Below are 21,650 nucleotides of genomic sequence, written 5' to 3'. Positions count from 1 at the left end.
CGATGGAGCGGAGCCAGCTGGCCGAGCTCCTCGCCGCGGTCCAGCGCGGCGACTGCTCCGTCGACGACGCGCTCGTGCGTCTGCGCGGAATGCCGTTCGAGGACCTGGGCTTCGCCAAGCTCGACCACCACCGCGCGCTGCGCAACGGCTTCCCCGAGGTGATCCTGGGCGAGGGGAAGAGCCCGGAGCAGGTGATCGCCATCGCCGAGCGCATGGCTGCGGCCGGCGGCAGCGTGCTGGTGACGCGCCTCGCCCCCGAGGTCGCGGAGCGTCTGGTCGCGGCGGTGCCCGGCTTCGAGTACCACGCCACGCCGCGCCTCGCGCTCCGCCGCGCGGGGTCCACGACGCCCGCCGGCCGCGGCACCGTGCTGGTTGTCTCCGCGGGCACGGCCGACCTGCCGGTGGCGGAGGAGGCGGCGCTCTCGGCCGAGCTCATGGGCAACCGCATCGAGCGCATCTACGACGTCGGCGTCGCGGGCCTCCACCGCCTGCTCGAGCGGCGCGAGCAGCTCTGGGAGGCGGCGGTGCTGATCGTCGTCGCCGGCATGGAGGGCGCGCTCCCGAGCGTGGTGGGCGGGCTCGTCGACCGCCCCGTGATCGCGGTGCCGACCAGCGTCGGCTACGGGACCAGCCTGGGCGGCCTCGCGGCGCTCCTCGGCATGCTCAACACCTGCGCCGCCGGCGTGGTGGTGGTGAACATCGACAACGGCTTCGGCGCCGCCGCGGCCGCGACCCGCATCAACCAGCGGCCCGCGTGAGCGGGGGCGCTTTCCCGGCGCCGGGCCCGCGTGGTAGGGGCGGGCCATGGGACGCTGGTTCGCCCTCTCGGCCATCGGGCTCGACCGACCCGGGATCGTCGCGGACCTGGCCGAGCTGATCTACGAGTGCGACTGCAACCTCGAGGACTCGAGCATGACGATCCTCGGCTCGGAGTTCGCCGTTCTCCTCCTGCTCTCGGGGCAGGGGCCCGACGTCGAGCGGCGGCTCTCCGCCGGCTGCAAGCGGCTCGAGTGGGAGAAGCGGCTCACGGTCTTCTTCCGCCCCCTGGAAGGCGATCCCTTCGCGCGCCCGCCGGGCCAGCACACGGTGGCCATGGCGTGCGAGGTGAGCGGCGTCGACAAGGCGGGCATCGTGGCCCGCATCGCGCGCACGCTCGCCGACCACGGCGTGAACATCACGGCGCTCGGGACGCGGTCGCGCCCGGGGGCCGAGACGGGGACGCCGATGTTCACCATGCGGATCGAGATGGCAGTGCCGGCGGAGCTGGACCGGCGCGTGCTGCGCGAGCGCCTCGAGCGGGTGGCGGCCGACCTGCGCGTCGACCTGACGCTGACGGACGTGGCGGAGCGCTGAGCCGGCGGTACGCGTATCAGGGGCTGGACGTGCCCGGCCAGGTGAGCCCCGAGGGTCGTTCCAGGCCGGCAGGCTCGAACAGCGCCTCGGGGACGTCCGGCGCCTCGCGCCAGGAGAGCGTCAGGTGCGTCTTCGTCGCCTGGCGCACCGACTCGACGGTGATCTCGCCGGGCCGCCAGGACGCGCCCACGCGCGCGAAGGCCGCGTCGCGCCGGGTCTTGCTCAAGTTGTTGATGAGGTCGCGGTAGTAGAGCGTGCGGATGATCACGTGCCGCTCCCGGTCGATGGTGTCGACCAGGAGCGCATAGGACGAGCGCCCGGCGGGCGCCGCCGTCACCACCACGCCGGCCGGGCCGTCGTCGCTGATCTGCGGCTGCTTGAGCGCGGACGGGGTGAACACGGCGAGGTCCTCGAGCAGGACGTCGGTGTCCGCGAGCGTCTGGCCCGGCGCCGCCTCGCCGTGCGCGACCAGAATCCGCCCCGGCCGGATGAGCGCCCGCTGGTCGCCCTTCACCTCGACGTAGAGCGCCTCACCGCGCCCGACGAAGATCGCGGGGATGCGGGTCGCACCATGCTCGATGCGCACGTCGGCGCGTGCGGGTGCGGCGAAGCGCGCGTTGGTGGCGACGGCCTGGAGAAGCTCCGCCAGGCTCTCGGCCTGCGCCCGTGTCGCGCCGACGAGCAGCACGAGAAGCGCCAGCGCGACGTGGCACTCGCGGACCCCGCGCGTTATACGCATGAGCGGATAAATCGCGGAGCATCGCACGCTGTCAAGCGAGGGGACGATGGAAGTGAACCGGATGCCCCGGCTGCGCCGCGCGCTCGGGCGAGCGCTCGTTGCCCTGGCGGTGGTCGAGACGGGCTGGCTCTCCTATCCGGCCGTGCGTGTCCGGCTGTTCGCGCTCGAGGAGACGCCGGCGCGGCGCGGGCAGCGGCTGGCGGCCGAGCTGGGGTGCTTCTCGTGCCACGGACCGGGCGGCGGCGGCGGGACGAAGAACCCGGGCAGCGAGGAGGGGACGGTGCCCGCGTTCACCGAGCGCACGCAGATGATGTACGTGAAGACGACCGACGACCTCCGCGAGTACGTGCTCGACGGCGCGCCGCGCCGCAAGCGCGAGGATCCCGACTACCGCGCGCGGGTGGAGAAGGCAGCGCTCCGCATGCCGGCCTACCGGAGCTTCGTGACCGCCGCGCAGGTCGACGACCTGGTCGCCTACCTGCGCGCCGCCTCGGGGCAGATCCTGCCCGACGAAGCGCTGGCGCAGCGGGGCGCCGAGCTGGCGAGCGACCTCGGCTGCTTCGCCTGCCACGGCCCGCTCGGCGCCGGGGGGGTGCGGAACCCGGGCTCGTTCAAGGGCTACGTGCCCGGCTTCTGGGGCGCCGACTTCGACGACCTGGTGCGCAGCGAGGAAGAGCTGCGCAGCTGGATCGCCAGGGGCGAGCTCGCGCGGGTCTCCGAGCACCCGATCGGCGGCCGGTTCTTCAAGCGGCAGGCGATCAGGATGCCCGCCTTCCAGCGCTTCATCCCCGAGATGGACGTGGATGCGCTCGCCGCCTACGTGCGCTGGATCCGGGCAGGCACCTGGCGGCCGCTGATTCGCTAGGAGTCCGTCCGGGTAATCATGGTGAGCGAGGCGAACGAGCCGGGGAGCGAGCACGCCGCTCGCAGCCCCCGGATCGTTCGCCGCAGCCGCCATGACTACCCGGACGGCCTCCTAGTTGTTCGGCGCGCCCTCGGCGATCCAGGCGAGGATGGTGAAGATCTCGGGCTCGGTGAGGCAACCACCCGCCGGGGGGAAGCCGGGGCAGCCCTGCGGCATCAGGGTGCCGCCGCGGGGCAGTCCCTGGCCGAGGACGCGGTGCGCGACCTGGCTGCCCCTGATGCTACCCGGCTTCACGCGCAGCAGCTTGCCGGTGGTGGCGCGGACGTTGACGCTGCTCGCCCACGCCACGGCCGCGTCGAGGCTCTGCATGCCGCTCGCGCTCACCGCTGGGCCGGTATGGCAGCTCGGGATCGCGCAGCGCGACGTGAAGATCGGCTGCACGTCGCGCGCGAAGCTCGGCTGCGCCGCGCCGGGCGTGCAGGTGAGGCGCAGGCGGTCGCGGTCGCGCTTGCCGCCCGAGGACGCCGTGACGGTGAGGCGCGACTTGCCGGGCCTGATGCCCGCGAGCGAGAGCCGCAGCGGCAGGCCGAGCCCCGGCGGGGTGCAGCCGTGGGTGCTCGAGTCGAGCGCGTCGAGCGCGGCGGCGAGCGCCTGCCCCGTGGGGTCCTTGCTCGGCGTGACGGTCGGCGGTCCGCTCAGGCCCGCCGGCATGCACGGACCCAGGCCCGGGACGTTGATGCAACCCTGGATCCCGAGCGTGCAGACGCCGTCGACCTTCCCGTCGATGTCGCAGGCCTCACCGTCGGTGCACGCTTCGCTCATGGCCTGCATGCCGCTCCAGGCGACGAAGCAGTCGGTTGCCGCGGGCCCTCCGCCCGCGATGCAGTCGGGAGGACACTCGGCCCCGGCGGCCGATCCGAGGGCCAGGACCAATACGACGGCGACCAGGATGCGCATTGCCCCGCCAAACCTTGCGGAGCAATTGCCGCCAGTCAATCACCGGCGGCCGAACGGCGTGTCGGCGGCGCCGAACGGTCGCTCAGGCGACCTTGCTGACGTTGGCCGCCTGGAGGCCCTTCGGCCCTTGCGTGACCTCGAACGTGACCCGCTGCCCCTCATCGAGGCTGCGAAAGCCGGAACCGGCGATCGCCGAGTAGTGGACGAAGACGTCCTCCCCCTCGTCAGTGGTGATGAACCCGTAACCCTTCTGGCTGTTGAACCACTTGACCTTGCCCTGCGCCACGGTCTTTCCCTCCCGTCGAATGCTGCCTCTGACTGCGCCGGATAACTTGAGGAAAAGACGGTGCGGCCTTCACCCCAACAACCAGCGATCGCGAGGTCGATAGCACGGCGGCTCGGGCAAAGGCAACCGCGAAGCGCGGGACCGCGAAGCAGCGCGTCGCCTTGCAAACCCCGGACCGCTACCTTAATAGGAGGAGCCATGACGGTTCCGGCCGGACGCATGCCGGCCACGCATGCGCCGCGGCGTCGGCCCGGGGCTCGGCCGCGGGGCACGCCAAAGCGGCATCGGGGGCGGGCGCGCATGCGCCTGGAGTACGTGGCGCTGCGCGTCGTGATGGGGCTGCTCGGCGCCCTGCCGCTCTCCCTGGCGCTCCGCCTGGGCGAGCTGGGCGCGCTGCTGGCCTACGCGCTCGACCTGCCCCACCGGCGGATCGGCATGGTGAACCTCGGCATCGCGTTTCCGGAGCGGCCCCTCCGTGAGCGGCGCCGCATCCTGCGTCACTCGTTCCTGAATCTCGGCCGCATGGCCGCCGAGCTGGCCCATCTGCCCCGGCTCTCGGACCACCAGCTGCGGGGCATGGTCCGCTTCGAGGACGAGGCGTGGTGGGAGCAGGCGATCGGCTGGGAGCGGAGCACCGGCGTCCTCGTCCTGAGCGGGCACTTCGGCAACTGGGAGCTCCTGGTCTTCGCGCAGGGGCGGCGCGGCCACCCGGTCCACATGGTGCACCGCACGATCGCCAATGCGCTCGTCGACCGCTGGCTCTCCGGGCTGCGCCGCCGCGCGGGGACGCGCATGATTCGCAAGAGCGACGGCGCGGGCGGGGTGCTCCAGGCCCTCCACGAGCGCGGTCTGCTCGTGCTCCCCATCGACCAGAATTCGACCCGGGGGCTCGGGGTGTTCGTCGACTTCTTCGGCCTGCCGGCGAGCACGAACAGCGGCATGGCCCGCATCGCGCTGCGCACCGACGCGCCCATCGTGCCGGCCTTCATCGTGCGCGAGGGCCGGAGCGCCCGCCACCGCGTGCACGTGCTCCCCATCCTCCAGGTGGAGCGCACGGGCGAGCCCAGCGAGGACGTCCGCCGGAACACGCAGCGCTTCACCGCCGTCGTCGAGGACATGGTCCGCCGCCACCCCGAGCAGTGGCTGTGGATGCACAGGCGCTGGAAGACGCGCCCGCCGGGCGAGCCGCGCCTCTACTGACGTGCCGACCCGCTCGCCACAGTCGCGCCCCAAGCGCCCGCGCGGGCGGCCCGGTGCAGGGGCCGGCCCAGCGCTACGGGCCCTCCAGACCCGCCTTGCTCGCCTGACGGCCCAGGTGGAGACGCTGCGCCGACGGCACGCCCGGGAGCTGGCGGCGGCCCGTCGGGCGGCGGACCGGCGGCTGGCGGCCGTGATGCGCGAGATCACCGCGCTCCGGTACCACCAGGCGCGGGCCGACGCCCTCGCCAGGCTCCTCGCCGAACGCGACATAGCACTTGCGCGGCAGACGCAGCGGATCGCCGAGCTCGAGGCTGCCCTCTTGCGCACCCCTACCCAGTTGGGGTGAGATCAGCTCCGGGGAACCGGGCATGTGTGGTCCGAGAAGAGCGGCAGGCAGGCCCCGAGACAGGAGCTGAGAAATGGCCAAGATCCGCGTGCTGCTCGTCGATGACCACACGGTGGTGCGCCAAGGCCTGCGCCGCATCCTCGAGACCGACGACGAGATCGAGATCGTGGGCGAGACCGGCGACGGGCGCAGTGCCGTCGAGATGGCGCAGCGCATGCACCCGAACATCGTGGTGATGGACATCGCGCTGCCCGAGCTGAACGGCATCGAGGCGACGCGCCAGATCATGAAGCGCAACGAGGGCGCCCGGGTGCTCATCCTGACCATGCACTCCGACGACGTGTGCGTGCGGCAGAGCCTCAAGGCCGGCGCACGCGGCTACCTGCTCAAGGACTCGGAAGACCTGGATCTCCTGAAGGCCGTGAAGGCGATCGGCCGCGGCGGCTCGTTCTTCAGCCCGGCGGTCTCGAAGGTGCTGCTCGAGGGCTACCTCGGCGACGCGGGCGGGCAGGACGTCGAGGACAACCTCGCGCTCTTGACCGACCGCGAGCGCGAGGTGCTGCAGCTCATCGCCGAGGGGAAGACCAACAAGGAGATCGCGACCGTCCTCACCGTGAGCATCAACACGGTGGAGACCCACCGCAAGCACATCATGGAGAAGCTCGACCTCCACAACACGGCCGAGATCGTGCGCTTCGCGGTGCGGAAGAAGATCGTCCACTAGCCACCGGTTGACAGCGGCCGCCGGGCCGGGCTAGGCCCCGGCCTGGTCAGTCGCTCCAATCGCCCGCGACGCACGTGGCCAAGTCGGCGCTCGACAAGGCGCGAGAGGCGCCGGGATCCACGAAGGCGCGCATTCTCGCCGCCGCCGAGGAGGTCTTCGCGGTCAAGGGCTTTCAGGGGGCGTCGACGCGGGAGATCGCCGCGCGCGCCGGCGTCAACATCTCGAGCCTGCACTACCACTGGGAGTCGAAGGAGACGCTCTACTTCACGGTTTTCCGCAACATCTACGACCGGATCGTCGACCTGCTGCGCGACACGCTCGCGCCGCTCCTCGCGCGCCAGGACGCGCGCGAGTCCGCCATCGATGCGACCATGCGGGAGCTCTTCGACTTCTTCGCCGACAACCCGAACGTGCCGAAGCTCCTCATGCGCCGCATCGTGGAGAACGAGGAGATCGAGCTCGGCATCGAGCGCGACATCCTGGCCCCGGCGTGGAGCGTCTTCTCGACCTTGGTCGGGCGGCTCAGGCGGCGCACGCTCGACGACGACGAGTTGCGGCTGTTCATGCTCTCGATGCACTCGGTGCTGCTCGTCTACCTGCTCGACAGCCGCTCCTACCAGAGCCTCCTCGGCGGTAGTGTGCGGAGCGGGCAGCTGCGCGAGCAGGTGCGGCGCCACGTGACCCAGCTCGTCCACCGCCTGCTCGCCGCCTGACGCGCGCCATGCGGGCCCTCGTCACGGCGAGCTTCGACGACGCTGCCAAGGCGCGCCTCGCGCGCCACATGGAGGTGGTGCACGAGGACTGGAAGGAGCGCCGGTCGATCTACTTCGACGGCGCCGAGTTCGCCCGGCGCATCCGCGAGGTCGGCGCCGACGTGCTCATCGTGGAGGCGGACCTGGTGCACGCCGAGGTCCTGGAGGCGGTACCGCTCAAGATGATCGGCTGCTGCCGCGGCGACCCGGTCAACATCGACCTCGAGCTGGCGACGCGGAAGGGCATCCCCGTCTTCCACGCCCCGGGACGCAACGCCGATGCGGTCGCCGACCTGACGCTCGCGTTCCTCCTGATGCTCGCCCGCCACCTGGGACCGGTGCACGACGCCTTCCGCGCGGGTGGGGTGCGGATCACGGGCGCGGGCGACTTCCTCGCCCTCTACAACCGCTTCACCGGCGTCGAGCTGGGGGGGCGTACGGTCGGCCTGGTGGCGCTGGGCGCCGTGGGGCGCGAGGTGGCGGCGCGCCTCCTCCCTTTCAAGGCGCGGGTCCTGGCCTACGACCCGTACGTCGCGGACCCGCCGCCGGGGGTCGAGCTGTGCCCGCTCGACGACCTCCTCCGCCGCTCCGACTTCGTCTCCCTGCACGCGCCGGTCACGCCCGAGAGCCGCAACCTCGTCTCGCGCGAGCGCCTCGCCCTCATGAAGCCCACCGCGTACTTCGTCAACACGGCGCGCGCCGCGCTCACGGACGAGGACGCGCTCTACGCGATGCTGCGGGACGGCCGGCTCGCCGGCGCGGCGCTCGACGTGCTGGCCGAGGAGCCGCTTCAGCCCGACAACCGCTTCCTCGGGCTCCCCAACGTGATCGTCACGCCGCACATCGGCGGCGCGACCGTCGACGTGACCCGCCACCAGAGCGAGATCGTCGTGGACGCGATCGAACGGCACCTGCGCGGCGAGCGCCCGCGCTGGATTGCGAACCCGGCCGTGCTCGAGCGCGGGACCTGAGGGCGGGTGGCCGACTACCTGGTCACGCTGGACGCCGGCACCGGGTCGGGGCGCTCGCTCGCCTTCGACCTCGCCGGCCGTCCGGTGGCGAGCGCCCAGGAGCCGTTCCGCTACACCATCTTCGACGACCCGAGCCTTCCGTTCCTGCGGGGCTTCGACCTCGACCCCGGGGCGTTCTGGGGCGCGCTCGCCCGCTCCGCGCGCGCGGTGGTCGCGCGCCTCCCCGCCGGCGCGCGCATCCTCGGCGTCGCCGCCACCAGCCAGCGGGAGGGCTGCGTGTTCGTCGACCGCGCCGGCGAAGTCCTCTACGCGGGGCCGAACCTCGATGCGCGCGCGGCTGCCGAGGGCATCGAGCTGCTGGAGCGCATTCCGGCCGATCGCCTCCACGCGCTCACCGGCCATGCCCCGCCCTACATCTTCCCCTTGGCGCGCTACCTCTGGTTCCGCAAACACCGCGACGCGCGCCGGGTGGCGACCCTCCTCATGCTGAACGACTGGATCACCCATCTCCTCTCCGGCGCGCGCGTCGCCGAGCACTCGAACGCGGGCGAGTCGATGCTCTACGACGTGTCGCGGCGGGTCTGGTCGGAGGAGATCCTGGGCGCGCTCGACATCCCCCCGCACATCCTGCCGCCGCTCGTCGCCCCGGGCGCGCGCGCCGGCGGCGTGACCGCGGCGGCCGCGGCCGCGACCGGGCTCCCCGAGGGCACGCCCGTGTTCGTCGGCGGCGCCGACACCGAGAGCGCGCTCCTCGGCTCGGGCGTGCACGAGCCGGGGGAGACGGAAGCTCTGGACGAGCTGTCACGTGGTGCCGGACCGGTGGGTGCTCGAGAGCAACGCGGGCGACACGGGGGGCGCGTACCGCTGGCTCCTGGAGTTCGTCTACGGCGCCGCCGACGCCCCCGCCCACGCCGCCGCCGAGGCGGCGATCGCGGAGACCTCGTCCGGCGAGCGCCAGATCTTCTGCCACCTGGGCCCGGTCGTCTTCAGCCTGGCGGACATGAGCCCCTTCAAGCCGGCCGGCATGCTCTTCCGCTTCCCGCTCCTGCACGTCGACCGGCCGGCGCGCGGCGAGGTCCTGCATGCCTATCTGGAGAGCATCGCGTTCGCCATCCGGGGCAACTGCGAGCAGATCGCGGCGGTGGCCGGCTGCCCGGTCCCGGCCCTCGCGCTGAGCGGCGGCATGACCCAGAGCCCGACGCTCGTTCGGCTGGTCGCCGACACGCTCGGCGTGCCGGTGTCCGTCGCCGAGGTGCCGGAGAGCGCGAGCCTCGGCTGCGCGATCCTCGCTGCCGTGGGCGGGGGCGTTTACGCCAGCGTCGCGGAGGCGGTGGCGGCGATGAGCCGCGCCCGCCGGGTCGACCCCGAGGCCGGGCGCGCGGCCGCGTGCGACGAGCGCTACCGGAAGTGGCGCAGCGTGTACGACCTGCTCCAGACCTGGACGCTGTAGGTGGTGCGCGGCGTCATCTTCGACCTGGACGGCGTGATCGCCGACACCGAACGCCTGCAGTGGCAGGCGTACCGGCGCGTGCTCGGCGAGCTCGGCGTCGACGTCGGGCTCGAGGAGTACCGGCGGCACTGGATCGCGCGCGGCTGCGGCCCCGAGTACGCGTGCCGGACCTACGCGCTGCCGATCGGCCCCGACGAGCTCCGGGCGCGCAAGGCGCCCGCCTACCTGGCCCTCCTGCGCGAGGGAGTCGCCCCCTGCCCGGGCGCGGTCGACGCGCTCCGCCGCCTCCGCCGCACGCACCGGCTGGGGCTCGCGACCAACAGCGCGCGCGCCGAGGTGACCTTCGTCCTCGAGCGCCTCGGCGTGGCGCCGCTCTTCCAGGCGACCATCGCGCGCGAAGACTACGTCCGTCCCAAGCCGGCACCCGACGCCTACCTGGCCGCCGCGGCCGCCCTCGGGCTCGTGCCGGGCGAGTGCGCGGTGGTGGAGGACACCGAGCGCGGGCTCCGCGCCGCGCTCGCCGCCGGGGCGCGCGCCGTCGCCGCGCCGAGCGATCTGACCTTCGACAACGACTTCACGGGCGCCGCCTGCCGCCTCGCGCACCTGGACGAGCTGACCGCGGAGCGGCTCGCCCGGATTTGATATGTCCGGCAGCCGCATGGGCCAGGCGATGATCGAGGTGCGCGACCTGACCAAGACGTTCGGCGCGGTGGAGGCGGTGCGCGGCATCTCGTTCCGGGTGGATGCGGGCGAGATCGTCGGCTTCCTCGGGCCGAACGGCGCCGGCAAGACGACCACCCTGCGCATCCTGGCCGGCATCTTCCCGCCCACCGGCGGCGAGGTGCGCATCGCCGGCCGCGATCCCGCGCGCGACCCGCTCGCCTGCCGGCGCGCGGTCGGCTACTTCCCGGAGTACGCGCCCTTCTACCCGGATCTCCGCGTCGAGGGGTACCTCCGCTTCGTCGCGCGCATGAAGCGCATCCCGCGGGCGGAGCGCGCGCGCGCCGTCGCCGAGGTGCTCGCCTGGTGCGGCCTGGAGGGCGTCGCCCGCCGGCGCGTGGGGACGCTCTCCAAGGGCTACCGCCAGCGCGTCGGCCTGGCGCAGGCCCTGTGCGGGAACCCGCCCATCCTGATCCTCGACGAGCCGACCATCGGCCTCGACCCGGAGCAGGTGGTGGAGGTGCGGGACCTGGTCCGCGCCCTCGGCGGCCAGCGGACCGTCTTCTTCTCGAGCCACATCCTCGCCGAGGTGGCGGCGCTCTGCGAGCGCGTGATCGTGGTCGCGCGCGGCCGGCTGGTGGGGGAGGGCACGCCGCGCGAGCTCGCCGAGCGCGTCGGCCGCCGGCAGCGGGTCGTGCTCCGGGTCGAGGGGCCGGCGGAGGCCGTGGCGGCGGCGCTGGCGGCGATCCCCGGCGTCGAGCGCGTCGCGCGGGAAGCGGACGCCTTCGTGCTCGAGGCCGCCGCGCAGGGCGACGCGGCGCGGGCCGCCGGCGAGGCGATGGCGGCCCGGGGCTGGGCGATCCGCGAGCTGCGCGCGGAGACGCCCGACCTGGAGGAGATCTTCCTCCACCTGGTGCGCGATGGAGAGCGGCCGCCGGCATGACGGTCCTCGCCCTCGCCGCCAAGGAGCTCCAGCTCTACTTCACCTCCTTCCTCTTCTATGCGCTCGCGAGCGTGTTCCTCGTGCTTTCGGGGTACTACTTCTCGACCAACTTGAGCTACTTCGTGGTGTTCGGCGGGATGCAGCTCCAGCGCGGGCTCTGGCAGTACCAGTTCCTGGACACGCAGCAGCGGCTCCTCGTCCTCCTGCCGCTCCTCACCATGCGGCTCTTCGCCGAGGAGCGAAAGCTCGGCACGCTCGAGCTCCTGTGGACATACCCGGTGCGGGACGTCGAGATCATCGCCGGGAAGTTCATCGCCTGCCTCGCGGTCGTCACGCTGATGCTGGCCGGGACGGCCACGTACCCCCTCATGCTCGCGCGCTTCTACCCCGTGGCGGCGGGGCCGCTCGTAGCCGGGTACCTGGGCCTCTGGATGCTGGCGGCCGCCTTCGTCGCCTGTGGCCTCTTCATCTCGGCCCTGACCGAGAGCCAGCTGCTCGCGGGGGCTGCGACCTACGGCGTGCTGCTCTTCTTCTGGGTGGTCACCTGGAACGAGGCAGCGATGAGCGAGGTGACGCGGCACCTCCTGCTGCCCTTCTCGCTCTTCGACCGCTTCTACACTTTCGCGCTCGGGGCGGTGGACACCGGCAACGTGAGCTACCTCGTCCTCTTCACGGTGGCGTTCCTCTGCTTCACGTTCTTCGCGCTCGACGCCCGCCGCTGGCGCGGAGTCCGCTGATGGCGCTCGGGCGGGCGGTGCGCAGCTGGTCGCAGCTGGTGCTCCAGGTTCTCCTGCTGCTCGGCGGCCTCGGGCTGCTCCAGGTCGTGGCCGAGCGGACGAGCCACCGCTTCGATCTCACGCCGGGCCGCGAGCTCTCGCTCTCGCCGGTCACGCAGAAGATCCTCGCCCAGGTGTGGGAGCCGCTCCGGATCACGGTCTTCTTCCAGCGCGGGACGCGCGAGCAGTACGCCCAGCTCCTCGAGCGCGTCCGCGCCCAGAACCGGCGCGTCGAGTTCGAGCTGCACGACCTCGACCGCTACCCGGAGCGGGCGCGGGGCCTCGGCGTCACCCAGTACGGGCGCGCGGCGATCGAGTATGCCGGCCGCCGGACCGTCGCGCCGGTCCTGCCCGAGGAGGAGCTCGCGGGCGGCATCCTGCGCGCGCTGCGCGGGAGGTCGCGCCGGATCGTGTTCACTGCCGGGCACGGCGAGCGGACGCCGGGGGGCGACGCGGACAGCTACGGCCGCCTGGCCGGTGCGCTCGCGGCCGAAAACTACGTCCCCGCGGGCCACTCGCTGCTCGACGGCCCCCTGCCGCCCGAGACCGACGTCGTGTTGGTGGCGGGGCCGAAGCACGACTTCCTCGTCGCGGAGCTCGACGAGGTCGCCCGCTACCTGAAGGGCGGGGGTGGCGTCCTCCTCCTCCTCGATCCGACCCCGCTCCCGAACCTCGCGCGCTTCCTCGCCAGCATGGGCATCCGGCTCGGCGACGACTTCGTCGTCGATCGCGAGAAGCGCGTGCTCGGCACCGACGGGCTGGCGGCGGTCGTCGAGCTCTTCAAGCGGGGGAACCCGGTGTCCGACCCGTCGGCCCATCCGATCGAGAGCGGCGTCGTGCTCCCCTCGGCGCGCACCGTCGACGTGGGCGCGGAGGTGCCGGGGGTGGACGCCGAGAGCATCGCGCGCACCGCGGGCAGTGCGTGGGCGATGGCCGACCCGGGGCGCGCGCGGCGCGGCGAGGAGCCGTCGCCGGCGCACCACGACACGCCCGGGTCGGCCTCGGTGGTGGTCATGGCCGAGGTGGGAAGTACCGGCGACGGGACGGCCCATCGCCGTGGGCGTCTGGTGGTGGTCGGTGATTCGGACTTCGCGAGCGACGCGTACCTGGACCTGCTCGGCAACCGCGACCTGGCGCTCAACGCGGTCGAGTGGGCGGCGGGCGAGGAGGCGCTCACCGGGACGCGCACGAAGAAGGTCCCGGAGGTGATGCGGCCGCTCTCGCCGCTCGTGCTGACCGAGGCGCAGGGGCGGGCCATCTTCCTGGCCGGCGTGGTCGTCGAGCCGGCGCTCGTCCTCCTCGTGGGCGCGACGCTGGTGGGCCGCCGCCGGCGCGGGGGGTGAGCGGCTGCGCCGCACGCTGGTCCTCGCGGCCCTCGTCGCCCTGGGCACCGTGCTCGTTCTGCTGGTGCGCGCGCCGGTGCGCCCGCGGGGTCAGCTCGCGGTGCGCGGGCACCGTGTCTTCGGCGTCGGGAGGCACGCGGTGCGCGGCATCGACGTGGTGCTCGAGGGGCGGCGCTTCAGCGCCCGGCGGAGGGCCGAGGGCTGGGAGATCGACGGCCGGCGCGCGTCGGCGGGGACAGCCGAGGCACTCGACGATCTCCTGACGGCGGTGGTCGGGCTGCGCGCCGTGGACTCGTTTCGCAGCCGCGACGCGGCGTCGTTCGGCCTCGAGCGGCCGCGCGGCACGGTCGAGGTGGCGACCGCGCGCGGCGCGCGCCGGCTGGTGATCGGCGACATGAACGCGGGGGCCAGCGCCCTCTACGCGCGCCGCTTGGGCGATCCCCGCGTCCTCGAGGTCGGCACGGGGTTCCTGACCGACCTGGAGCGCATCTTCTTCAACCGCGACGGGCCGCGCTAGCTAGGAGTCCGTCCGGGATTACCCGGACGGCCTCCTAGCGACCCGAGATCGGGTACTCGGGCTCGCCGGCGCAGCGCGCGCAACGGCAGAGCGCACGCACCTCCTCGAGCAGGAGCACGCTCTCGTGCCCGTCGGCCCAGCCGAGGAAGAGGCTTCGGTCGCCGAGCACCTCGACGCGCGCGAGACGCTCCGCCTCGGGCGGCAGATCCGCCTGCGGCGCCGCCGTGCAGGTCTCGCACGGGCAGGCGCGGCGCAGGCTCCGGAAGGGCAGGATGCTGTCGTGCCGGTCTGCCCACACGACACCCAGCGCGTAGCGACCGACCTCGGTGAGCTTCTCGATGTGGGTGGCGTCCGGCGAGCGCGGGCCCGGCATGCCGCCACGCTAGAGAAGCCGGGCGGCTGCGACAAGCCCGAGGTGTGGATCAAGTGATTTAGGGCGTGTGTAGATCAAGTGATTAGGGCGTACGATTGACAAGCGGGCCGCGCGCGGGTAACGCCGGGAAGCGGGAGGGCCAGCACAATGATCGAGCACCTCGCCGACGCCGACGGGCACATCATCGAGCCCGGCGACCTCTGGGTGGAGCGCCTGCCGGAGGATCTCCGTCCGCTCGCGCCGCGCTTCTATCGCGACGCGGAGGGGGTCTTTCGCTCGCGCATCTACGGTATCGAGATCGACGACCTCCCCGTCATGCACGGCGGCATGAAGCCGAAGGACATGCTCGACAACATGGGGCTCTCGTGCGCCATGGGGATGCCACTCGAGCGCGTGTTCACTGGCGCCGAGGGCGAGAAGCACACCATCCTCGATGCGCCGCGCTGGGCGATGGACGGGCGCGAGCGGCTCGCCTTCAATACCACGCATGGCGTGTCGCGCGCCGTCCTCTATCCGACCTTCATGCTGGCCGGCGGCACGATCCTCCCGCACCTCGCCCCGGCGGTGTGCGCCGTCTACAACGACTGGATCCTGGACGACTACTGCGCCGGCTCGGGCGGGCGCCTCGTCCCGGTCGCGACCCTGCCCACGGTCGACGTGGACGCCGCGGTCGCCGAGGTGCACCGCGTCGCCGAACGCGGCTTCCCCGCCGTCTTCATCCGCACCAACCCGGTGTACGGGAAGAGGTACTCGGATCGCTCCTTCGACCCGCTCTGGCAGGCGATCGTCGACACGGGGCTGAAGCTCGGCCTCCATCCGCTCCCCATGTGGGACCAGGACGGGACGTCGAAAGGCTATCGGCTCCCCGACATCATGGCCGCTTCCTGCCTCGGCTTCCCGATGGACATGATGCACACGCTCTACGACATGATGGCGGGCGGGGTGTTCGACCGCTTCCCGAGCATGCCCACCATGATCCTCGAGGCCGGCGTCGGCTGGCTCCCGTCGATGTTCGAGCGCTTCGAGGAGCACCGCGAGGCCTTCGGGAGCTTGAAGGCGCCCGAGTGGAAGACGCCGCCGATGGAGATCTTCGAGCGCCAGATGCTGGTGACGGTCGAGGCGTGCGAGGCGACCGACCTGAAGATCGCCCTCGAGTTCCTGCCCGCCGACCACGTCGCGCTCGCCTCCGACTGGCCGCACTACGACGGGACGCCGGACCTCCTGAACGGCTTCCGCAAGGCGAGCGGCGGGCTCGACGAGGACGACGTCCGGATGGTGGCGACGGGGACGCTCGACCGCTGGTTCCCCTGAGCGACCCGAGACCTTGTCTCGGGTCGGAATCGGAAGCGAGCGTGACGCGTTCGGCGCATGGCGCGAGCGCCGTGCCGCGGCCGGCGAAGCCGGCGCGGCAAAACGTGCCGGACCGGAGGGCCTGGGGCAATCGGCGTCTGCTGCGGAGACGTCGTTCCAGGCGCGCGCTCACGCTCCGGAACGTCTGCCGCGCCGGCTTCGCCGGCCGCGGCACGCCGTTGGCCTTCTCCACCGGGCGGCACTCTCGGTCCGTCCCTGACCCGAGACAAGGTCTCGGGTCGGCTCAGCCGAGCATGATCATGCCGCCGTCGACCACCAGCACCTGACCCGTCATCAGGTCGGAGTCGGCGGAGGCGAGGAAAACCGCCGTCCCGGTCAGGTCCTCGGGCTGGAGCGCCCGGCGCAGCGCGCTGAACATGACGAGCGCGCTCGCGATCTCCTCCGGCACGATCTTCCTGGTCGCCTCGGTCATGGTGACGCCCGGGGCGATCGCGTTCACGTTGATGCCCCACGGGCCGAGGGCGCCGGCCATGTACTTGGTGAGGCCCGCGATGCCGATCTTGGCGATGCTGTAGTGGAAGGGCGGCATGGGTTTCTCGGGATCCTCGGTGTCGACCATCCCCACGTTGCCGAGATAGGCGGCGGTCGACGACTGGTGGATGATCTTCCCCTTTCGCTGCCGCTTCATGAAGCGCTCGACGGCGCGGCTCATGAGCCAGGCGCCGGTCAGGTTCACGGAGAGCACGCGGTTGAAGTAGGCGAGCGTGTTCTCGGTGCGGTCGAGGTCGTAGTAGATGGCCGCGTTGTTGACCAGCACGTCGACGCGCCCGAAGCGCGCGACGGTCGCCTCGGCGAGCGCCCGCGTGCTGGCCTCGTCGGCGATGTCGACGCGCGCGCCCAGCGCCTCGGGGCCGAGCGCCGCGCACTCGGTGGCCACGGCGCGCGCCTGGTCGTCGCGGAGGTCCGCGGCCACGACGTGTGCGCCCTCGCGCGCGAAGCGCAGCGCGTAGGCCTTGCCGATGCCCTGCGCGGCCCCCGTGATGATCGCGACGCGGTCGCGCAGGCGCACGGGCTAGGTTGCTTCCTCGCGCTCCGCCTCGCGCTCGAGCTCGTCCTCCAGCACCTCGATCGAGATCGTGTGCTGCCGCTGCAGCGCCGCGGGGAGGCGCCGCACGGGCCAGTCGACGGTGACCTCGCCGGCGTGGTTCGCATGCCGCGGCCGCGGCGGGAGGCCGTCGTGGTACGCGGGGTCAACGGCCGGGTCGAGGGGCTTCGGAGGCTGGTGTGTCGAGCAGTGGAACTCCATCACCGCAACCCTCCTCAACAGAAGATAACCGTATGCTAGCTCCTGCTCGGGGAGCGCCACAAGGGGGAGGCCCGCCTTGCCGGGCCGGGGAGCCCTGCGCTAGGGTCGAGCCCGGGGAGCGGGTCATCCATGTCCGAGACCAGGCGCGGCACCTTCGAGAACGTGGTCCACGAGGGGGCCGCCGCGCCGCCGCTGCCCGTCGACGAGTACCTGGCCGAGCTCGACCGGCTCATCGCCGCCCACGACTACTTCGGACAGGACAAGGTCATTCCGGCCATCGGCAGAGGCGCCGCCTCGCGCGAGGTGGTGCAGCGCGTCGCCCTCGAGTTCTACTACCTCGGCAGGTGGATGACGCCCGAGTTCGCTCTCCTGGTGGCGAACGCCCCGGACGCCTACGCGTTCACCATGGACGCCTCGCAGCACTACCACCACTGGGCGCAGAACCTGGCCGACGAGGCCGGCTATCTCCGCGACCCGAACCACGTGCAGATGAAGGTCGCCTTCTGCCATCAGCTCGGGCTCAGCGACGACGACATCCGCGCCTACCGACCGCTTCCCGAGACGATCGCGATGACCTTCACCATGCTCTACTACGTCCGCCGCTCCTACGAGGAGGGGCTCGCGGTCTTCGGCTACGCCGGCGAGCGGGTGGCGGCAGGGAGCGGCTACGCGAGGACCCTCTACGAGGGGCTCCAGCGGCACTACGGCCTGCCGGTCAGGAACTTCGAGGTGCACGCCTACGCCGAGCCCGACCACGGCGACAAGGCGGGCCGGATCTTCCGTCTGGTCGCCACCCCACGCGCCGTCCAGGACCGCTGCCGCGAGGCGATCCGCAACTACCTCCTGGTGGCCGAGGCGCGCGTGTGCACCATGAATCGCTGGGTGGATTGAGCGGCCGCGGCCCGCCGGCCGGGTCGTCGAGCCCCGCGTCTGCCGGATGTTTCCGAAGCGCGCGCTTGACAGGCCCGTCGCCTCCCGGCCATTACGGTCGGACGAACGCTCAAATCACTTGATTGAGTGGCGTCGGGACGATGCCGTCGAAGGCGATGATCGGGCGCGTGCTCTCGACCGGAAGTGCGACCGTGCAGGCCGAGCACGTGGCCGCGTTCGCGCGCGCCCTGGGCGACGCGAACCCGCTCTATGTCGACCCCGAGGCGGCTCGCCGCGGTCCGTTCGGGACGATCGTCGCCCCACCCACCTACCCGATCGCCTTCATGACGCAGGCGCTGGCGGGCGGCGCGGACGTGTTCCTGGAGCTCGGGCTCGACTTCATGACCCTCGTCCACGGCGAGCAGGAGTTCGAGTACGCGCGTCCCGTGAAGGCCGGCGAGACCCTCACGCTCACCGGCCGCATCGCCGACGTCTACGAGAAGCAGGGCTCGAACGGCGTCCTCGACTTCGCGGTGCTCGAGACCGAGGCGGTGGACGAGGCCGGCCAGCCGGTCTTCTTCTCGCGCAACACGCTCATCTCGCGGAGGACGTGATTCCCGCCCTCGATCCCAAGACCGTCGCCGTGGGGCAGGAGCTGCCGCCCCTCGTGAAGGGCCCGATCACGCGCGAGGACCTGAAGGCGTATGCCGCGGCCTCGGGCGATCCGAACCCCATGCACACCGACGACGAGTTCGCGCGCACCGCCGGTTACCCCGGCGTCTTCGCGCACGGGATGCTCTCGATGGGCTACCTGGGCGAGCTCCTGGTGCAGGCGGCCGGCGTGGGCGCGGTCCGCAGGTTCAAGACGCGCTTCGCCAAGCTCACCTGGCCGGGCGACGTGATCACCTGCCGCGGGCGCGTGACGCGCGTCGCGGACCAGGGCGCCGAGCGCCTCGTCGAGTGCGAGATCTGGACCGAGAACCAGGCGGGGGAGCGGAAGCTGGTCGGCAGCGCGACGCTCGCGCTCCGGCAGGCTTAGGAGGCCGTGATGGGCGACCCCACCCGCCTCCGCGGCCGCCACGCCATCGCCGGCATCGGCCTCTCGCGCTTCGGCAAGCTCCCCGGCACGAGCACGATGGGCTTCACGCTCGAGGCGGCGCGGCGCGCGATCGAGGACTGCGGGATCGGGCGCGACGCGATCGACGGCGTCCTCGCCCTCATGCCGGCGGTGATGGGCGAGCAGCACGGCTGGGCCTCGCGCGTGGCGGCCTTCCTCGGCATCACGCCGTCGTTCTGCTCGACCATGGACATGGGCGGCGCCACCGCGATCGGCATGATCCAGACCGCCGTCATGGCGATCGAGGCGGGCTTCTGCTCCACCGTGCTCTGCGCCTTCGCCTGCCAGAACAACCCGCAGGGCGTCATCCCGACCCTCTTCGGCTCGCCCTGGGCGATCCCGTACGGCGACGTGGGGGCGATCACCTTCATGGGCCACGTGGCCCGCCGCCAGATGCACGAGCACGGGATCACGAGCCGACACTACGGGCACATCGCGGTGACATGGCGGCGGCACGCATCCTCGAACCCGCTCTCGCAGAAACGCGAGCCGATCACGCTCGAGGACCACCAGAGCTCGCGGCTCATCAACGACCCGCTCCGGCTCCTCGACTGCTGCCTCGTCACCGACGGGGGCGGGGCGGTGATCGTGACGAGCGTCGAGCGGGCGCGGGACCTGCGGCGGAAGCCGGCCCTGGTCGCGGGCCTGGGGCAGGTGCACTCCTCCGAGATCATCCGCCCCTGGGACGATGGGCGCGACGGCGGCCGCGAGGCGGCCGAGGCCGCGTACCGGATGGCGGGCTGCACGGCAGGCGACATCGACGTGGTGCAGCTCTACGACGGCTTCACGCCGCTCGTCGTGCACGAGCTGGTGGCCTACGGGTTTGCCACCTGGGAGGACGTGGGCGCCTTCGTCGAGGCGGGCGAGCTCGACCTGGGCGGGCGGCTCCCGGCCAATACGGCGGGCGGGCTCCTCTCCGAGGGCCACCTCTCCGGCTTCGGTCACGTCGCCGAGGCGGTGCGCCAGATCCGCGGCACGTCGCACTGCCAGGTGCCGGAGGTCGAGCTCTCCATGGTGACGGGGTACGGCGGCGCGCCGCACGAGCCGCCGCCCACGGTCGCCTACACGGTGGCGGTGCTGAGCGGATGACGGCGCGCGACATCACCGTCGACGGCATTCGCCTGCACGTGGCGGAGGCGGGGCAGGGGCCCGGGCTCGTGCTCCTCCACGGCCTCAGCGCCACGCACGCGAACTGGGAGTACACCATCCCCGCGTTCGCCGACCGCTGGCGCGTGGTTGCGCCCGACCTCCCCGGGCACGGCCGCTCGGCCAAGCCCGACGCGCCGTACACCATCGACTTCTACGCCGGCGTGATCCGGAGCCTCGGGCGTGCGCTCGGCATCGACGAGGCGGTCGTGATCGGGAACTCGCTCGGGGGACAGATCGCGGTCGAGCTGGGGCTCGCCTACCCCGCCTGGACGCGTGCCCTCGTGCTCGCGGCGCCCGCGGGCCGATTCGGCGCGGGCGTGCAGGCGATGCGCTGGGCGATCGGGGCGGCGGCGCACCCCGCCGTGCTGCGCCTCGCGCTCCCGTGGGCGCTCGAGCGGTCCGTCCACGATCCGTCGCTCCCCGCCTGCCGTGCGCGGCGCCGCATCCTGATGGAGCGCCTGGTCGCCGACGACTACCCGGGCTTCGCGCGCGCCATCACCCGCTCGCTGGTCGGCTCGATCGCCGCCGGCCGCCAGCCGCTCGGCCAGCTCACCCAGCCGACGCTCGTCGTCTGGGGCCACAACGACCGGCTGGTCGGGCCTTCCGGCAGCCGCCGCATCCTGCGCGAGCTGCCGCACGCGCGCCTCGCCGTGCTCGAGCGCTGCGGGCATCTCCCCATGCTCGAGCAGCCGCACGCGTTCAACCGCGCCGTGGCCGACTTCCTCCGCGCGGTCGAGGGGGCGCCGCTGGCGCGGGCGCGGCGGGCGACCGGGGCCGGCTGATGTTCGTCATCGAGAAGCCGCTGCCGGCGGTGACCGAGGACGGCGCCCCCTACTGGGAGGGCTGCCGCGCGGGCGAGCTGCGGGCGCAGCGCTGCGCCGCGTGCGGGCACCTCCGCTGGCCGCCTAGCGTCCTCTGCCCCCGCTGCCTCGCCGAGGGCGGGACGTGGGTCCGGCTCTCGGGTCGCGGGACGATCTACTCGTTCATCGTCGTCCACCGCCCGCAGCACCCCGCCTTCTTCGAGGACGTGCCTTACAACGTCGTCATCGTCGAGCTGGAGGAGGGCATCCGCCTGCACTCGAACGTGGTCGGGTGCACGAACGAAGCTCTCCGTGTCGGAATGCCGGTCGAGGTGGTGTTCGACAAGGTGAACGACGAGGTGACGCTGCCGCGGTTCCGGCCGCTGCGGTAGCGAGCTGCGGGACGCCGCCACGCGTTCTGCGACCGCCACCGGCCGCCCCGCCCTTGTCACTCCCTGCGCTTCGATGTAGCCACACCCCATGCCCCTCGCCTCTCGCCCGAAGACCCTGCGCGCCCTCCGCCCGCGCGCGGGCAAGCCCGCGCCGCGGCCGCGCCCCGCCCGCGCCGGGCGCGCCACCGCCGCCGACCCCATCACCACCGAGATCATCCTCGGTGCCTTCGAGACCATCTGCTACGAGATGGCGACGCACGTGAGCCTCACGGCCACCACGCCCATTCTCAACCAGTCGAACGAGCGCAACGCGACCATCCTCGACGGCACCGGGCAGCTCGCCGCACTCAGCGTCGGCATCCCGCAGTTCATGCTGTCCTCGACGCTGCCGGTGCGCTTCGCGGTCGAGTTCTTCGGCGACGGCGGGCTCTTCGAGGGCGACGTGCTGGT

The 21,650-nt window shown here is 72.6% G+C and carries 27 protein-coding genes and 1 pseudogene; 22 read left to right on the top strand and 6 right to left on the bottom strand.

Features of this window, described 5'->3' with window-relative positions; genetic code table 11:
* Nucleotides 1–2 precede the first annotated feature (2 nt).
* Together larB and E6J59_14685 are read left to right on the top strand one after the other, a co-directional pair.
* Complete coding sequence (gene larB / locus E6J59_14690; protein TMB18403.1) at nt 3–758, top strand: nickel pincer cofactor biosynthesis protein LarB; 756 nt, start codon at nt 3–5, stop codon at nt 756–758.
* Nucleotides 759–804: 46 nt separating this feature from the next.
* The gene (locus E6J59_14685; GenBank protein ID TMB18402.1) at nt 805–1,353 is read left to right on the top strand and encodes an ACT domain-containing protein; all 549 of its coding nucleotides are present in this window, start codon (nt 805–807) and stop codon (nt 1,351–1,353) included.
* Nucleotides 1,354–1,369: 16 nt separating this feature from the next.
* Here the strand turns inward: E6J59_14685 and E6J59_14680 are convergent, their stop codons facing one another.
* A complete protein-coding gene (locus E6J59_14680) occupies nt 1,370–2,092 on the bottom strand; it encodes an outer membrane lipoprotein-sorting protein (protein ID TMB18401.1) in 723 nt (240 codons plus the stop codon).
* Between the two features lie 46 nt (nt 2,093–2,138).
* Here E6J59_14680 and E6J59_14675 point away from each other — a divergent pair, with 46 nt between their 5' ends.
* Nucleotides 2,139–2,957: a c-type cytochrome gene (locus E6J59_14675; GenBank protein TMB18400.1), complete on the top strand. Its 819-nt coding sequence runs from the start codon at nt 2,139–2,141 to the stop codon at nt 2,955–2,957.
* A 111-nt stretch (nt 2,958–3,068) separates the two neighbouring features.
* On the opposite strand, the gene E6J59_14670 is transcribed toward E6J59_14675, so the two are convergent.
* Together E6J59_14670 and E6J59_14665 are read right to left on the bottom strand one after the other, a co-directional pair.
* A complete protein-coding gene (locus E6J59_14670; GenBank protein ID TMB18399.1) occupies nt 3,069–3,914 on the bottom strand; it encodes a hypothetical protein in 846 nt (281 codons plus the stop codon).
* Nucleotides 3,915–3,996: 82 nt separating this feature from the next.
* On the bottom strand, nt 3,997–4,200 hold the full coding sequence (locus E6J59_14665; protein ID TMB18398.1) for a cold-shock protein: 204 nt from the start codon (nt 4,198–4,200) through the stop codon (nt 3,997–3,999).
* Nucleotides 4,201–4,398: 198 nt separating this feature from the next.
* On the opposite strand from E6J59_14665, the gene E6J59_14660 reads away from it, so the two are divergent.
* The 12 genes and pseudogenes from E6J59_14660 (at nt 4,399) to E6J59_14605 (ending at nt 13,882) form a co-directional block, all read left to right on the top strand.
* The gene (locus tag E6J59_14660; GenBank protein TMB18397.1) at nt 4,399–5,400 is read left to right on the top strand and encodes a lipid A biosynthesis acyltransferase; all 1,002 of its coding nucleotides are present in this window, start codon (nt 4,399–4,401) and stop codon (nt 5,398–5,400) included.
* Nucleotides 5,401–5,515: 115 nt separating this feature from the next.
* Nucleotides 5,516–5,746: a hypothetical protein gene (locus tag E6J59_14655; protein TMB18396.1), complete on the top strand. Its 231-nt coding sequence runs from the start codon at nt 5,516–5,518 to the stop codon at nt 5,744–5,746.
* 73 nt (nt 5,747–5,819) lie between these two features.
* A complete protein-coding gene (locus E6J59_14650; protein TMB18395.1) occupies nt 5,820–6,470 on the top strand; it encodes a response regulator transcription factor in 651 nt (216 codons plus the stop codon).
* Nucleotides 6,471–6,544: 74 nt separating this feature from the next.
* On the top strand, nt 6,545–7,183 hold the full coding sequence (locus tag E6J59_14645; protein ID TMB18394.1) for a TetR/AcrR family transcriptional regulator: 639 nt from the start codon (nt 6,545–6,547) through the stop codon (nt 7,181–7,183).
* Nucleotides 7,184–7,191: 8 nt separating this feature from the next.
* Nucleotides 7,192–8,193, top strand: coding sequence for a 3-phosphoglycerate dehydrogenase (locus E6J59_14640; GenBank protein TMB18393.1), 1,002 nt, complete (start codon nt 7,192–7,194; stop codon nt 8,191–8,193).
* 6 nt (nt 8,194–8,199) lie between these two features.
* A pseudogene (locus E6J59_14635) lies at nt 8,200–8,949 on the top strand (hypothetical protein).
* Nucleotides 8,950–8,998: 49 nt separating this feature from the next.
* On the top strand, nt 8,999–9,643 hold the full coding sequence (locus tag E6J59_14630) for a hypothetical protein (GenBank protein ID TMB18392.1): 645 nt from the start codon (nt 8,999–9,001) through the stop codon (nt 9,641–9,643).
* Entirely contained in the window at nt 9,644–10,285 is a 642-nt protein-coding gene (locus tag E6J59_14625) for an HAD family phosphatase (protein ID TMB18391.1), read from the top strand.
* 28 nt (nt 10,286–10,313) lie between these two features.
* Complete coding sequence (locus tag E6J59_14620; GenBank protein TMB18426.1) at nt 10,314–11,246, top strand: ABC transporter ATP-binding protein; 933 nt, start codon at nt 10,314–10,316, stop codon at nt 11,244–11,246.
* Entirely contained in the window at nt 11,243–11,983 is a 741-nt protein-coding gene (locus tag E6J59_14615) for a hypothetical protein (protein ID TMB18390.1), read from the top strand. The genes E6J59_14620 and E6J59_14615 overlap by 4 nt, the downstream gene beginning before the upstream one ends.
* A complete protein-coding gene (locus E6J59_14610) occupies nt 11,983–13,365 on the top strand; it encodes a hypothetical protein (protein ID TMB18389.1) in 1,383 nt (460 codons plus the stop codon). Before E6J59_14615 ends, E6J59_14610 begins: the two co-directional genes overlap by 1 nt.
* A 4-nt stretch (nt 13,366–13,369) precedes the next feature.
* Complete coding sequence (locus E6J59_14605) at nt 13,370–13,882, top strand: DUF4340 domain-containing protein (protein TMB18388.1); 513 nt, start codon at nt 13,370–13,372, stop codon at nt 13,880–13,882.
* A 34-nt stretch (nt 13,883–13,916) separates the two neighbouring features.
* Here the strand turns inward: E6J59_14605 and E6J59_14600 are convergent, their stop codons facing one another.
* A complete protein-coding gene (locus E6J59_14600) occupies nt 13,917–14,255 on the bottom strand; it encodes a DUF971 domain-containing protein (GenBank protein ID TMB18387.1) in 339 nt (112 codons plus the stop codon).
* A 147-nt stretch (nt 14,256–14,402) separates the two neighbouring features.
* Here E6J59_14600 and E6J59_14595 point away from each other — a divergent pair, with 147 nt between their 5' ends.
* On the top strand, nt 14,403–15,566 hold the full coding sequence (locus E6J59_14595) for a hypothetical protein (protein TMB18386.1): 1,164 nt from the start codon (nt 14,403–14,405) through the stop codon (nt 15,564–15,566).
* 283 nt (nt 15,567–15,849) lie between these two features.
* Here E6J59_14595 and E6J59_14590 read toward each other — a convergent pair whose 3' ends face one another.
* The gene (locus tag E6J59_14590; GenBank protein ID TMB18385.1) at nt 15,850–16,635 is read right to left on the bottom strand and encodes an SDR family oxidoreductase; all 786 of its coding nucleotides are present in this window, start codon (nt 16,633–16,635) and stop codon (nt 15,850–15,852) included.
* A gap of 3 nt (nt 16,636–16,638) precedes the next feature.
* Entirely contained in the window at nt 16,639–16,890 is a 252-nt protein-coding gene (locus tag E6J59_14585) for a hypothetical protein (GenBank protein ID TMB18384.1), read from the bottom strand.
* Between the two features lie 111 nt (nt 16,891–17,001).
* Here E6J59_14585 and E6J59_14580 point away from each other — a divergent pair, with 111 nt between their 5' ends.
* From E6J59_14580 to E6J59_14555, 6 genes are all read left to right on the top strand, one after another.
* On the top strand, nt 17,002–17,763 hold the full coding sequence (locus E6J59_14580) for a hypothetical protein (GenBank protein ID TMB18383.1): 762 nt from the start codon (nt 17,002–17,004) through the stop codon (nt 17,761–17,763).
* A 140-nt stretch (nt 17,764–17,903) separates the two neighbouring features.
* On the top strand, nt 17,904–18,356 hold the full coding sequence (locus E6J59_14575; GenBank protein TMB18382.1) for a MaoC family dehydratase: 453 nt from the start codon (nt 17,904–17,906) through the stop codon (nt 18,354–18,356).
* Entirely contained in the window at nt 18,353–18,781 is a 429-nt protein-coding gene (locus E6J59_14570) for a dehydratase (protein ID TMB18381.1), read from the top strand. The genes E6J59_14575 and E6J59_14570 overlap by 4 nt, the downstream gene beginning before the upstream one ends.
* 521 nt (nt 18,782–19,302) lie before the next feature.
* Nucleotides 19,303–20,790, top strand: a complete 1,488-nt coding sequence (locus E6J59_14565) for an alpha/beta fold hydrolase (protein ID TMB18425.1) — start codon at nt 19,303–19,305, stop codon at nt 20,788–20,790.
* Entirely contained in the window at nt 20,790–21,200 is a 411-nt protein-coding gene (locus E6J59_14560; protein TMB18380.1) for a Zn-ribbon domain-containing OB-fold protein, read from the top strand. Before E6J59_14565 ends, E6J59_14560 begins: the two co-directional genes overlap by 1 nt.
* Before the next feature lie 88 nt (nt 21,201–21,288).
* Nucleotides 21,289–21,650: hydantoinase B/oxoprolinase family protein (locus E6J59_14555; GenBank protein TMB18379.1), on the top strand; the 362-nt coding region annotated here is incomplete at its 3' end.

The sequence above is a fragment of the Deltaproteobacteria bacterium genome, from assembly GCA_005879795.1.
Lineage (GTDB): Bacteria > Desulfobacterota > Binatia > DP-6 > DP-6 > DP-6.
Note: the sequence above shows the minus strand (reverse complement) of the source record. Positions and strands in the feature narration are given on the sequence as shown.

What these genes read in the sequence shown, in the direction of transcription:
- larB (TMB18403.1), top strand. Translation starts at nt 3, where the DNA reads ATGGAGCGGAGCCAGCTGGCCGAGCTCCTCGCCGCGGTCCAGCGCGGC.
- E6J59_14685 (TMB18402.1), top strand. Translation starts at nt 805, where the DNA reads ATGGGACGCTGGTTCGCCCTCTCGGCCATCGGGCTCGACCGACCCGGG.
- E6J59_14680 (TMB18401.1), bottom strand. Translation starts at nt 2,092, where the DNA reads ATGCGTATAACGCGCGGGGTCCGCGAGTGCCACGTCGCGCTGGCGCTT.
- E6J59_14675 (TMB18400.1), top strand. Translation starts at nt 2,139, where the DNA reads ATGGAAGTGAACCGGATGCCCCGGCTGCGCCGCGCGCTCGGGCGAGCG.
- E6J59_14670 (TMB18399.1), bottom strand. Translation starts at nt 3,914, where the DNA reads ATGCGCATCCTGGTCGCCGTCGTATTGGTCCTGGCCCTCGGATCGGCC.
- E6J59_14660 (TMB18397.1), top strand. Translation starts at nt 4,399, where the DNA reads ATGACGGTTCCGGCCGGACGCATGCCGGCCACGCATGCGCCGCGGCGT.
- E6J59_14650 (TMB18395.1), top strand. Translation starts at nt 5,820, where the DNA reads ATGGCCAAGATCCGCGTGCTGCTCGTCGATGACCACACGGTGGTGCGC.
- E6J59_14640 (TMB18393.1), top strand. Translation starts at nt 7,192, where the DNA reads ATGCGGGCCCTCGTCACGGCGAGCTTCGACGACGCTGCCAAGGCGCGC.
- E6J59_14620 (TMB18426.1), top strand. Translation starts at nt 10,314, where the DNA reads ATGATCGAGGTGCGCGACCTGACCAAGACGTTCGGCGCGGTGGAGGCG.
- E6J59_14615 (TMB18390.1), top strand. Translation starts at nt 11,243, where the DNA reads ATGACGGTCCTCGCCCTCGCCGCCAAGGAGCTCCAGCTCTACTTCACC.
- E6J59_14610 (TMB18389.1), top strand. Translation starts at nt 11,983, where the DNA reads ATGGCGCTCGGGCGGGCGGTGCGCAGCTGGTCGCAGCTGGTGCTCCAG.
- E6J59_14600 (TMB18387.1), bottom strand. Translation starts at nt 14,255, where the DNA reads ATGCCGGGCCCGCGCTCGCCGGACGCCACCCACATCGAGAAGCTCACC.
- E6J59_14595 (TMB18386.1), top strand. Translation starts at nt 14,403, where the DNA reads ATGATCGAGCACCTCGCCGACGCCGACGGGCACATCATCGAGCCCGGC.
- E6J59_14580 (TMB18383.1), top strand. Translation starts at nt 17,002, where the DNA reads ATGTCCGAGACCAGGCGCGGCACCTTCGAGAACGTGGTCCACGAGGGG.
- E6J59_14575 (TMB18382.1), top strand. Translation starts at nt 17,904, where the DNA reads ATGCCGTCGAAGGCGATGATCGGGCGCGTGCTCTCGACCGGAAGTGCG.
- E6J59_14565 (TMB18425.1), top strand. Translation starts at nt 19,303, where the DNA reads ATGGCGGCGGCACGCATCCTCGAACCCGCTCTCGCAGAAACGCGAGCC.
- E6J59_14560 (TMB18380.1), top strand. Translation starts at nt 20,790, where the DNA reads ATGTTCGTCATCGAGAAGCCGCTGCCGGCGGTGACCGAGGACGGCGCC.